Here is a 10,796-nt window from a genome sequence, read left to right as displayed (position 1 = left end):
CCCCCCCCCCCCCCCCCCCCCCCCCCCCCCCCCCCCCCCCCCCCCCCCCCCCCCCCCCCCCCCCCCCCCCCCCCCCCCCCCCCCCCCCCCCCGCGTCCTCGGCTACTTCTTCCTGCCGCGCTTCTCGCGCACCCGCACCGAGATGTGGATCGGCGTCCCCTCGAAGCCGAACTCCTCGCGCAGCCGGCGCTCGATGAAGCGCCGGTAGCCCGCCTCGATGAAGCCGGAGGCGAACAGCACGAACCGCGGCGGCTTGGTGCCCGCCTGGGTGCCGAACAGGATGCGCGGCTGCTTGCCGCCCCGCACGGGGTGCGGGTGGGCGGCGACCAGTTCACCGAGGAAGGCGTTCAGCCTGCCGGTCGGCACCCGGGTCTCCCAGCCCTCCAGGGCCGTCTCGATGGCCGGGACCAGCTTCTCCATGTGCCGGCCGGTGCGCGCCGAGACGTTCACCCGGGGCGCCCACGCCACCTGGCCGAGCTCGGTCTCGATCTCGCGCTCCAGGTAGTAGCGGCGCTCCTCGTCGAGGGTGTCCCACTTGTTGAACGCGAGGACGAGCGCGCGGCCCGCCTCGACGGCCATGGTGACGATGCGCTGGTCCTGCACCGAGATGGTCTCGGAGGCGTCGATGAGCACGACGGCCACCTCGGCCTTCTCCACGGCGGCGGCGGTGCGCAGCGAGGCGTAGTAGTCGGCGCCCTGCTGGAGGTGGACCCGCTTGCGGATGCCCGCCGTGTCGACGAACTTCCAGGTCGTGCCGCCCAGTTCGATCATCTCGTCGACCGGGTCGCGGGTGGTGCCGGCGAGTTCGTTGACGACGACGCGCTCCTCGCCGGCGACCTTGTTCAGCAGCGAGGACTTGCCGACGTTCGGACGGCCGATCAGGGCGATGCGGCGCGGGCCGCCGACGGCGGTGCCGAAGGTCTGGGCCGGGGCCTCGGGCAGGACCTCCAGGACCTGGTCCAGCATGTCGCCGGTACCGCGGCCGTGCAGGGCGGAGACCGGGTGCGGCTCGCCCAGGCCCAGGGACCACAGGTAGGCGGCGTCGGCCTCGCCGCTCGGGCCGTCCACCTTGTTGGCGCACAGCACGACCGGCTTGCCGGCCTTGCGCAGCAGCCGGACCACGGCCTCGTCGGTGTCGGTCGCGCCGACCTTGGCGTCGACGACGAAGACGACCGCGTCGGCGGCCTCGATGGCGTACTCGGCCTGCGCGGCCACGGACGCGTCGATGCCGAGGACGTCCTGCTCCCAGCCGCCGGTGTCGACGACCTTGAAGCGGCGGCCCGCCCACTCGGCCTCGTAGGTGACGCGGTCGCGGGTGACGCCCGGCTTGTCCTCGACGACGGCCTCGCGGCGGCCGATGATCCGGTTCACCAGGGTCGACTTGCCGACGTTGGGACGGCCGACGACGGCGAGCACGGGCAGCGGACCGTGTCCGGCGGCCTCGATGGCGCCCTCGACGTCCTCGAGGTCGAAGCCCTCCTCCGCGGCGAGCTCCATGAACTCCGCGTACTCGGCGTCACCGAGCGCCCCGTGGTCGTGCCCGTGCGCGCCCTCGTACGCGTCCGAGCCGTCGGGCTGGATCTGGTCGTTCATGAAGTCCGTACCTCGTTCATCGTGGTGGTCGGTGGGCCGCCCGGTCCGGGGCGGTCCACTACTCAGTGTCGCCCGGCGTCCGGTGGGACGCCCGGCGTTTTCCGTCGGTCAGCGCCCGGTCAGCCGCCTGGCGTTCTCCAGGTGCGCGGCGAGCTGCTTCTGGATGCGTCCGGTCGCCTCGTCCAGCGCCCTGCGGGTGCGCCTTCCGCTGCCGTCGCCCGCGTCGAAGGGCTCGCCGAAGACGACGTCGACGCGGGAGCGCAGCGGGGGCAGTCCCTTTATCAACCGTCCGTGCCGCCCGGAACTTCCCAGCACGGCCACCGGCACGATCGGCGCACCGCCGCGCACGGCGAAGTAGGCGAGTCCCGCGCGGATCGAGGCGAAGTCGCCCTCGCCGCGGGTGCCCTCGGGGAAGATGCCGAGGACGCCGCCGTGCTCCAGTACGCCCAGCGCCCGGGAGATCGCCGTGCGGTCGGTGGTGTGCCGGTCCACCTTCAGCTGGCCGATGCCGGTCAGGAACGGGTCGAGCGGGCCGACGAACGCCTCCTTCTTGATCAGGAAGTGCGTCGGCCGGGGCGCCACGCCCATGACCATCGGCCCGTCGATGTTGTGGGAGTGGTTGACGGCGAGGATCACCGGACCGGCCGCGGGCACCCGCCAGGCGCCCAGCACCCGCGGCTTCCACAGGCCGTACATCAGGCCGACGCCGATGCGCCGCCCGACCTCGGCGCCCCGCGCCGATGGAACGTCGGTCACTTCCCGGCCCGCTTCTCCTCGACGAGGGTGACGACGCACTCGATGACCTGCGCCAGCGTCAGGTCGGTGGTGTCGACCTCGACCGCGTCGTCCGCCTTGGCCAGCGGGGAGGTCTTGCGGCTGGAGTCGGCCGCGTCCCGCTTGATCAGCGCCTCGCGGGTGGCGGCGACGTCGGCGCCCTTGAGCTCGCCGCTGCGACGGGCGGCCCGCGCCTCCGCGGAGGCGGTGAGGAAGATCTTCAGGTCGGCGTCGGGCAGCACGGTGGTGCCGATGTCGCGGCCCTCGACGACGATGCCGGTGACGGCGGAGGAGGCGATCGCGCGCTGCAGCTCGGTGATCCGGGCGCGCACCTCGGGCACCGCGCTGACCGCGCTGACCTTCGAGGTGACCTCCTGCTCGCGGATGGGACCGGCCACGTCCACCCCGTCGACCGTGATGGTCGGGCTCTTGGGGTCGGTGCCCGAGACGATCTCCGGCTTGCCGGCCACGGCGGCGATCGCGGAGGGGTCTTCTGTGTCGATGCCGTTGCTCACCATCCACCAGGTGATCGCCCGGTACTGGGCACCGGTGTCCAGGTAGTTCAGGCCGAGCTGCGCCGCCACGGCCTTCGACGTGCTCGACTTGCCCGTGCCGGAGGGGCCGTCGATGGCGACAATCACGGGCGTGGCGCTTTCCACAGTGGGACCTTCCTGGACCTGGCCGGCGGGGGGACGGGGCGCGACCGCCCCGCACAAGGTTACTGGGTGCGCGTCCCCCGATCGGCCCATCCCCGGGCCGGGCCCGCTGCCGGAGCGCCCGCCCCCGCCCCGGTCCCGCTACTGCCGGATCGCCCAGCCCCGCTCCCGCAGCGCCGCCGTGAGGACGGGTGCCGCCTTGGGTTCGACCATGAGCTGCACCAGACCGGCCTGCTGCCCGGTCGCGTGCTCGATCCGCACGTCCTCGACGTTGACCCCGGCCCGCCCCGCGTCCGCGAAGATGCGGGCCAGCTGCCCCGGCTGGTCGTCGATGAGCACCGCCACCGTCTCGTAGACCCGCGGAGCGGACCCGTGCTTGCCGGGGACGCGGACCTGGCCGGCGTTGCCGCGGCGCAGCACGTCCGCGATCCCCGTGGTGCCCTCGCGGCGCTTGTCCTCGTCGGAGGACTGCAGCGCGCGCAGGGCCCGCACGGTCTCCTCCAGGTCGGCGGCGACGTCCGTGAGCAGGTCGGCGACCGGCCCGGGGTTCGCGGACAGGATGTCGATCCACATCCGGGGGTCGGAGGCGGCGACCCGGGTCACGTCCCGGATGCCCTGCCCGCACAGCCGTACGGCGGCCTCCTCCGCGTGCTCCAGGCGCGCGGCGACCATGCTGGACACCAGGTGGGGCATGTGGGAGACGAGGGCCACGGCGCGGTCGTGCGCGTCCGCGTCCATGACGACGGGCACGGCGCGGCAGTGCGAGACCAGTTCCAGGGCGAGGTTCAGCACCTCGGTGTCGGTCTCCCGGGTGGGGGTCAGCACCCAGGGGCGGCCCTCGAAGAGGTCGCCGGTGGCGGCCAGCGGGCCGGACTTCTCCCGGCCGGACATGGGGTGCGTGCCGATGTAGGACGACAGGTCGAGGCCGCGGGCCTCCAGCTCGCGGCGCGGTCCGCCCTTGACGCTGGCGACGTCGAGGTAGCCGCGGGCCAGGCCGCGCCCCATCGCGTCGGCGAGCACGTCGGCCACGTGGGCGGGCGGGGCGGCGACGACCGCCAGGTCCACCGGCCCGTCGGGGGCCCGGTCCGTGCCGGCGCCGAGCGCGGCGGCGGTGCGGGCCTGCTCCGGATCGTGGTCGGCGAGGTGGACGACGACGCCCCGCCGGGACAGGGCGAGGGCGGCGGACGTGCCGATGAGTCCGGTGCCGAGGACGAGTGCTGTTCTCACGGGGCGATGTCCCCCCGCAGGGCGGCCGCGGCGCCGGGGCGGACGTGCGCGATGCCGGCACGGGGCGTGTCGGACTTGGAGTGCGCCGGGACGCGGACGGCGCGGGGCACGGCGCCCTCGACGGCCCGCTCCCGGGTGCGGACCGGGGGAACGTCGACGGGGCCGGGCTCGCGGGCGGCGGCCGCCGGCGAGCAGCCGTGCGGGCCGGGGACGGCCGTGGACCGGATGCCGGCCGGGCCGCCGGGGGCCGGCCCGTCGTGTTCCGGGACGGTGGTGGGCGGCGTGCCGGCCCGCTCCCGCGTGTGGCCGGACTCGTCCCGCTCCGGCCGGACGGCGCCCCGGACCGCTCGTACCGTCACGACGGTGCTCCTTGCTGACGTGCGTCTGTCGCCTGTTCGGTCGTCCAGCCTAGCCAGAGAGAGCGCGGTCGGCGGGCGGCGCCCGCCCGCTGAGACGGGCGATGCGCACGTTCGGTGGTGTTTCGTCGCGAATTGCTTCTTCTGTGGCGCATTCGGTGCCACGATGCAGGGGCCGTGCCCCACGGACCGGACGTACCGGCCCCTTCCCCGGAGTCCGCCCCCTTCCCCCGGAGTCTTCCCCGGGCAGTCTTCCTCGGAGTGACGACATGACCCATCCCACGACGCGACGCACGGTTCTCCTCGCGGCAGGAGCGACGGGGGCGGCGGCCCTGGCCGCGGGCTGCGGCGGGAGCGACGGGGGCGGGGGCGACGGCGACGCCGCGTCCGGCCCCGTCGCGTCGGACGCCGCGTCGGAGGCCCCCGCCGGGCGGGAGCTGGCCGCGACCGGCGACATCCCGGTGGGCGGGGGCACGGTCTTCAGGGACGAGAAGGTGGTGGTGACCCAGCCGCGGGAGGGCGACTTCAGGGCCTTCTCTGCGGTCTGCACGCACCAGAGCTGCCTCGTGGCCGAGGTCTCGGACGGCGCCGTCCACTGCGCCTGCCACGGCAGCCGGTTCGCCGTCGCCGACGGCTCGGTCCTGAGCGGCCCCGCGACCAGGCCGCTGCCCGAGGAGCGGATCACGGTGGAGGGAAATTCGATCCGCCTGATGTGATCCGCCGCGCACGCTCCCGCGCATGCGCCCCGAACCCCTGGTCCGCGACCACACCGTCCACGCCCGCGTCACGGGGTCGCGCGCCTTCGGCCTGGCGACGGAGGACAGCGACACCGGCCGCCGGGGCGTGTTCCTCGCCCCCACCGTCCTGTTCCGGCGCTTCGACAAGCCGCCGACGCACGTCGAGGGCCGGCCGAGGAGCGGTTCGGCTGGGAGCCGGAACGCTTCTGCGGGCCGGCCCTGGACGCCGACCCGGACATCCCGGAGTGCCTGTGCTCCCCGCTCGTGGAGCACGCCGACGACACCGGCCGCGAGCCGCCGGCCCTGCGCGGGGCGTTCCCCTCCCGCCGGGCCCACGGGACGTTCGTCGGGTACGCCCACGGCCGGCGCCGCGGGCTGGACGCCGACGTCCGCGCCCACGGCGCGCCGCGCCGGAAGCACGCGATGCGCCTGCTCCGCCTGCCGGCCGGCGCCCGCGACCCGCTGCGCGCGGGCACGCTCGCGGTCGACGTGGGCGAGCGGCGCGAGCCGCTGCTCGCGGTCAAGCGGGGCGGGGTCGCCCGGTCCGAGGTCGAGGCGCGGATGACCCGCCTGGAGCGGGAGGCCGAGGAGGCCGCCCGCCGCACCCCGCTCCCCGCGGAGCCGGACCGCCGGCGGGTGGAGGACTTCCTGGCCCGGACCCGTCGCTCCGCGGCCCTCCGGCCGGACCCGTACGACGACGTCGCGCGGGGCGCCGGCCACGGCTCAGGCGTCCCAGAGCGCTCCCAGCTCCCGCAGCTCGCCCCGGTACTCGACGCGGTCCGCCCACTCGGACGGCCAGGCGTCCGCGCCCAGGTGCGCGCCCCCGAAGGCCCCCGTGAGGCAGGCGATCGAGTCGGAGTCGCCGGAGGTGCAGGCGGCGCGGCGCAGGGCGGCGAGGGGTTCGTCGACGAAGAGCAGGAAGCAGAGCAGGCCGGTCGCCAGGGCCTCCTCGGCGATCCAGCCCTCCCCGGTGGCCAGGCACGGGTCGGTCTCCGGCGAGACGGTGCGCACGGCGCCCTGGAGGCGGCCCAGGATCTCCAGGCACTCGTCCCAGCCCCGGGCGATGAAGTGCTCGGGGGTGGGGTCCTGGGCGCGGGTCCACAGGTCGCCGAGCCAGGACGCGTGGTACCGGGTGCGGTTGTCGTAGGCGTAGGAGCGCAGCCGTCCGATCAGGCCGGTCGGTTCGGCGCCCTCGGCGAGCAGCCGCACCGCGTGCGCGGTGAGGTCGGAGGCGGCGAGGGCGGTGGGGTGGCCGTGGGTGAGGGCCGACTGCAACTGGGCGGCTCCCGCGCGCTGTTCGTCGGTGAGGCCGGGGACCAGGCCGACGGGGGCGACGCGCATGTTGGCGCCGCAGCCCTTGGAGCCGACCTGGGAGGCGTCCTGCCAGGGCCGGTCCTCGCGGGCCAGCAGGTGACAGGCCTTCAGGCAGGTGTTGCCGGGGGCGCGGTCGTTCTCGGGCGAGCGGTACCACTCCACGAACTGCTCGCGCACCGGTCGCTCCAGCCGCTCGGGGGTGAGCGGCCCGCGGTCCATGGCCGTGCGCAGCCCCCGCCCGAGCGCGAGGGTCATCTGGGTGTCGTCGGTGACGATCGCGGGCCTCGGCAGGTCCGCCTCCCGCCAGGGACCGCGCTGGGCGAGGATCGACGGGACGTCGTCGAACTCGGTCGGGAAGCCCAGCGCGTCCCCGAGGGCGAGTCCGGTGAGCGCTCCCGTGGCGGCGCGCTTGGTGAGGGTGGGGGCGGTCATGCGGGGCGTCCTTCCGGGGCGGGCCGGAGCAGCGGCGGGTGCAGGGCGGTGGCGGTGCCCGCGCGGTAGAGGGCGGCGGGTTTGCCCCGGCCGCCGGTGAGGCGCGCGGCGCCGGGGACGGCTTCGACGAAGCCCGGGGTGGCGAGTACCTTGCGCCGGAAGTTGGGGCGGTCGAGGGCGGTGCCCCAGACGGTCTCGTAGACCTGCTGCAGCTCGCCCAGGGTGAACTCGGGCGGGCAGAAGGCGGTGGCGAGGCAGGTGTACTCGAGCTTGGCGCCGACGCGGCTTCGGGCGTCGGCCAGGATCCGGTCGTGGTCGAAGGCGAGTTCCCGCGCGGAGTCGTACGGCGTCCAGCGGGCCTGTGCCGCGTCGCTGCCGCCGTGCGCCTCGGGGGCGTCGGGCAGCAGCGCGGCGAACGCGACCGACACGACCCGCATCCGGGGGTCGCGGCCGGGCTCGCTGTAGGTCCGCAGCTGCTCCAGGTGCGGTCCGGACACGTCCGTCAGTCCGGTCTCCTCGCCGAGTTCGCGCCGCGCGGCCGTCTCCGCGGACTCGTCCGGCCGGACGAACCCGCCCGGCAGCGCCCACCGGCCGGCGTACGGCTCCTCGCCGCGCTCGACGAGCAGCACGTGCAGCGCGCCCTCGCGGACGGTGAACACGGCGAGGTCGACGGTGACGGCGAACGGCTCGTGGGCGTACTTGTCGTAACCGTCCACGACCCCCACCCCCTTTTATGGTCACGGCGACTATAAAAGGGGGTGGGGGTCGTTCACAAGGCCCGGGACGCCGGGGGCCGGGTCAGAGGTCGACCTCCTGCATCAGCATCCCGACCTCGGTGTTGGACAGCCGGCGCAGCCAGCCCGACTTCTGGTCGCCCAGGGTGATCGGCCCGAAGGCGGTGCGCACCAGCTTGTCGACCGGGAACCCGGCCTCCGCGAGCATGCGGCGCACGATGTGCTTGCGGCCCTCGTGCAGGGTCACCTCGACGAGGTAGTTCCTGCCGGTCTGCTCCACGACCCGGAAGTGGTCCGCGCGCGCGTAGCCGTCCTCCAGCTGGATGCCGTCCTTGAGCCGCTTGCCCAGGTCGCGCGGGATGGGGCCGACGATGTGCGCGAGGTAGGTCTTCCTCACCCCGTACCTGGGGTGGGTCAGCCGGTGCGCCAGCTCGCCGTGGTTGGTGAGCAGGATGACGCCCTCGGTCTCGGTGTCGAGCCGGCCGACGTGGAAGAGCCGGGTCTCACGGTTGGTGACGTAGTCGCCGAGGCACTGCCGGCCCTCGGGGTCCTCCATCGTCGAGACGACACCGGCGGGCTTGTTCAGCGAGAAGAACTGGTAGGACTGGGTGGCGACGGTCAGGCCGTCGACCTTGACCTCGTCCTTCTCCGGGTCCACCCGGCGGCCCTGCTCCAGCACGATCTCGCCGTTGACCTCGACCCGCGCCTGCTCGATCAGCTCCTCGCAGGCGCGCCGGGAGCCGTAGCCCGCGCGCGCCAGGACCTTCTGCAGCCGCTCGCCCTCCTGCTCGGCGCCCGGGAAGGTCTTCGGGAGCTTCACGTCCTTCCGGCCCGCGTACCGCTCGCGGTTGCGCTCCTCGATCCGCGCCTCGTACTCGCGCGAGCGCGCCGGGGCGGTGCGGCCCCGGCCGCCCTTCTGCCCGGACGGCTTGGCCCCGCCGCGTCCGGCCTTCGGGCCGTCCTTGGCGGCTCCGGGGCCGACGTCGTAGCGGCGCTCCTCGGGGCGGGGCTTGCCGGGGCGGCCCTGCCCCCGCTTCTGGTCCCTGTTGTTGCCGGCGCCGCGGTAGTTACCGCGCCCGCCGCTCTTTCCGCTGCCGCTGCTTCGCATCAAAGTTCCGTCGTTGTCGTTATCGGCACGTTCGTCGTGGTGCCGTCGTCCGGGTCCGGGGCGTCCGGGTCGAACGACGGCACGCCTTCCTGGGTCTCGGCCTCGATCGCCTCCGCCTCCGGGAGGAAGGGCGCGAGCTCCGGGAGCTCGTCCAGACCGCGCAGGCCCATCCGTTCCAGGAAGTGGTTCGTCGTCGTGTACAGGATCGCACCTGTTTCGGGTTCCGTGCCCGCCTCCTCGACCAGACCGCGCTGCAGGAGGGTGCGCATCACGCCGTCGCAGTTCACCCCGCGCACCGCGGAGACCCGGCTGCGGCTGACCGGCTGGCGGTAGGCGACCACGGCGAGGGTCTCCAGGGCGGCCTGGGTGAGCCGGGCCTGCTGCCCGTCCAGGACGAACCCCTCCACGGCGGCGGCGTACTCGGGCCGGGTGTAGAAGCGCCAGCCGCCCGCGACGAACCGCAGCTCGAAACCGCGTCCCTGGGCGGTGTACTCGCCGGCCAGTTCCCGCAGCGCGTCCGCGATCCGCCGCACCGGCCGCTGCACCACCTTCGCCAGCCGCTCCTCGGTCACGGGCTCGTCCACCACCATGAGGACGGCCTCCAGGGCGGGCTTGAGGTCGAGGTCCGCGACGGTGCGCGGCCCCGCGGGGGCCCCGCTGCCGGTCGTCTCCTCGCTCATGCCTTCCTCTCCTCCTCGGTCGGCCCGGGCGGCCGGTCGAACTCGTCGGTGACCGCCGGTGCGGCATCGCCGTCCCCGCCGGTCCAGCGCACGGTCAGCTCGCCGAGCGCGGTCTCCTGGTCGAGGGCGACGGCCTTCTCGCGGTACAGCTCCAGCAGCGCGAGGAACCGGGCCACGACGGTCAGCGTGTCCCCGGCGTCCTCGACGAGCACGCGGAAGCCGGCCTCGCCCAGCTCCCGCAGCCGCGCGACCACGATCCCGGCCTGCTCCTGCACGCTGACCAGCGGCGCGTGGATGTGGTCCACGTACACCTGCGGCCTGGGCCTGGGCTGCATCGCCTTGACGGCGAGCCGGGCGAACCCCTCGGGGCCGACCCTGATGACGACCTCGGGCAGCAGCTCGGCGTGGTGCGGCTCGAGCCCGACGGTACGGGGGTGGCGCAGGGCCTCGTCCTCGAGCCGCCGGCTGAAGATCTCCGCGATCCGCTTGTACGCGCGGTACTGCAGCAGCCGGGCGAACAGCAGGTCCCGGGCCTCCAGCAGGGCGAGGTCGGCCTCGTCCTCCACCTCGGCGGCGGGCAGCAGCCGCGCCGCCTTGAGGTCGAGCAGCGTGGCCGCCACGACCAGGAACTCGGTCGTCTCGTCCAGGTCCCAGTCCGCCCCCATCGCCCGGATGTGCGCCATGAACTCGTCGGTCACCCTGGACAGGGCGACCTCGGTGACGTCCAGCTTGTGCTTGGCGATCAGCTGGAGGAGCAGGTCGAAGGGCCCCTCGAAGTTCGCCAGCCGCACCTTGAACCGGCCGTCGCCCTCGTCCTCGCCCTTGTCGCCGGCGACCGCACCGGCCGGGGGCTCCGCCCCGGGGGGAGCGGGGGGCTCCGCGCCCTGCGCGGGCGGCCTCCCGGGCCCGGCCTCCGCGGTCCCCTGCCGTGACGCTCCGCCCCCGGCGGCCTCGGCCGCCGGGGGCGGCTCGACCGGTGGGGGCGGCTCGACCGGTGGGGGGACCCGCGCGGGGGTCCCGGCGGCCGTCCTCTCCCCGGTCCCGTCCCGCGGTGCCCTCGCCGGGTCGTCCGGCGGGGACGCGGGCGGCGGCGCTCCCGGGCCCCGCCCCAGCGCACGCCGGCGGTTCGGCCGGCTGCCGGGGGCGGGGACGAAGGGGGCGTTCGAGGTCATGTCCCCCGCAGGC

At 75.0% G+C, this 10,796-nt stretch carries 11 protein-coding genes and 1 pseudogene; 2 read left to right on the top strand and 10 right to left on the bottom strand.

Annotation, left to right across the window (positions count from 1 at the left end; all coding sequences use genetic code 11):
• Positions 1-102: 102 nt before the first annotated feature.
• The 5 genes from der to ACZ56B_RS29105 all read right to left on the bottom strand — a co-directional run bounded on the left by der (position 103) and on the right by ACZ56B_RS29105 (position 4,609).
• On the bottom strand, positions 103-1,593 hold the full coding sequence (gene der, locus ACZ56B_RS29125; RefSeq protein ID WP_468796848.1) for a ribosome biogenesis GTPase Der: 1,491 nt from the start codon (positions 1,591-1,593) through the stop codon (positions 103-105).
• A gap of 108 nt (positions 1,594-1,701) precedes the next feature.
• The gene (locus ACZ56B_RS29120) at positions 1,702-2,349 is read right to left on the bottom strand and encodes a lysophospholipid acyltransferase family protein (RefSeq protein WP_468796845.1); all 648 of its coding nucleotides are present in this window, start codon (positions 2,347-2,349) and stop codon (positions 1,702-1,704) included.
• Entirely contained in the window at positions 2,346-3,008 is a 663-nt protein-coding gene (gene cmk, locus ACZ56B_RS29115) for a (d)CMP kinase (RefSeq protein WP_468796842.1), read from the bottom strand. Before cmk ends, ACZ56B_RS29120 begins: the two co-directional genes overlap by 4 nt.
• A gap of 156 nt (positions 3,009-3,164) precedes the next feature.
• Positions 3,165-4,250 (bottom strand): prephenate dehydrogenase, encoded by a 1,086-nt coding sequence (locus ACZ56B_RS29110; RefSeq protein ID WP_468796839.1) that lies wholly within the window; start codon positions 4,248-4,250, stop codon positions 3,165-3,167.
• Positions 4,247-4,609 carry a chorismate mutase gene (locus tag ACZ56B_RS29105; RefSeq protein ID WP_468796836.1) on the bottom strand — a complete coding sequence of 121 codons (363 nt, stop codon included), beginning with the start codon at positions 4,607-4,609 and terminating at the stop codon, positions 4,247-4,249. The genes ACZ56B_RS29110 and ACZ56B_RS29105 overlap by 4 nt, the downstream gene beginning before the upstream one ends.
• Before the next feature lie 266 nt (positions 4,610-4,875).
• On the opposite strand from ACZ56B_RS29105, the gene ACZ56B_RS29100 reads away from it, so the two are divergent.
• Both ACZ56B_RS29100 and ACZ56B_RS29095 read left to right on the top strand, forming a co-directional pair.
• Entirely contained in the window at positions 4,876-5,322 is a 447-nt protein-coding gene (locus ACZ56B_RS29100; RefSeq protein ID WP_468796833.1) for a Rieske (2Fe-2S) protein, read from the top strand.
• A 22-nt stretch (positions 5,323-5,344) separates the two neighbouring features.
• Positions 5,345-6,075, top strand: a pseudogene (locus ACZ56B_RS29095) (nucleotidyltransferase domain-containing protein); the annotation flags it as partial.
• Here the strand turns inward: ACZ56B_RS29095 and ACZ56B_RS29090 are convergent.
• From ACZ56B_RS29090 to ACZ56B_RS29070, 5 genes are all read right to left on the bottom strand, one after another.
• Entirely contained in the window at positions 6,067-7,089 is a 1,023-nt protein-coding gene (locus ACZ56B_RS29090) for an ADP-ribosylglycohydrolase family protein (RefSeq protein ID WP_468796830.1), read from the bottom strand. The pseudogene ACZ56B_RS29095 and the gene ACZ56B_RS29090 overlap by 9 nt on opposite strands.
• Positions 7,086-7,814 (bottom strand): NUDIX hydrolase, encoded by a 729-nt coding sequence (locus ACZ56B_RS29085; RefSeq protein WP_468796827.1) that lies wholly within the window; start codon positions 7,812-7,814, stop codon positions 7,086-7,088. Before ACZ56B_RS29085 ends, ACZ56B_RS29090 begins: the two co-directional genes overlap by 4 nt.
• A gap of 73 nt (positions 7,815-7,887) precedes the next feature.
• Positions 7,888-8,931, bottom strand: a complete 1,044-nt coding sequence (locus tag ACZ56B_RS29080; protein WP_468796824.1) for a pseudouridine synthase — start codon at positions 8,929-8,931, stop codon at positions 7,888-7,890.
• A complete protein-coding gene (scpB, locus tag ACZ56B_RS29075) occupies positions 8,931-9,611 on the bottom strand; it encodes an SMC-Scp complex subunit ScpB (protein WP_468796821.1) in 681 nt (226 codons plus the stop codon). The genes ACZ56B_RS29080 and scpB overlap by 1 nt, the downstream gene beginning before the upstream one ends.
• Positions 9,608-10,783: a segregation and condensation protein A gene (locus tag ACZ56B_RS29070; protein WP_468796818.1), complete on the bottom strand. Its 1,176-nt coding sequence runs from the start codon at positions 10,781-10,783 to the stop codon at positions 9,608-9,610. Before ACZ56B_RS29070 ends, scpB begins: the two co-directional genes overlap by 4 nt.
• Positions 10,784-10,796 lie beyond the last annotated feature (13 nt).

Source organism: Streptomyces sp. NPDC034670, from assembly GCF_055574875.1.
This window is presented reverse-complemented; position numbering and strand designations above follow the sequence as displayed.

Excerpts from the sequence above, each read along its gene's own strand:
- ACZ56B_RS29080 (WP_468796824.1), bottom strand. The coding sequence starts at position 8,931 with ATGCGAAGCAGCGGCAGCGGAAAGAGCGGCGGGCGCGGTAACTACCGC.
- der (WP_468796848.1), bottom strand. The coding sequence starts at position 1,593 with ATGAACGACCAGATCCAGCCCGACGGCTCGGACGCGTACGAGGGCGCG.
- ACZ56B_RS29070 (WP_468796818.1), bottom strand. The coding sequence starts at position 10,783 with ATGACCTCGAACGCCCCCTTCGTCCCCGCCCCCGGCAGCCGGCCGAAC.
- ACZ56B_RS29100 (WP_468796833.1), top strand. The coding sequence starts at position 4,876 with ATGACCCATCCCACGACGCGACGCACGGTTCTCCTCGCGGCAGGAGCG.
- scpB (WP_468796821.1), bottom strand. The coding sequence starts at position 9,611 with ATGAGCGAGGAGACGACCGGCAGCGGGGCCCCCGCGGGGCCGCGCACC.
- ACZ56B_RS29090 (WP_468796830.1), bottom strand. The coding sequence starts at position 7,089 with ATGACCGCCCCCACCCTCACCAAGCGCGCCGCCACGGGAGCGCTCACC.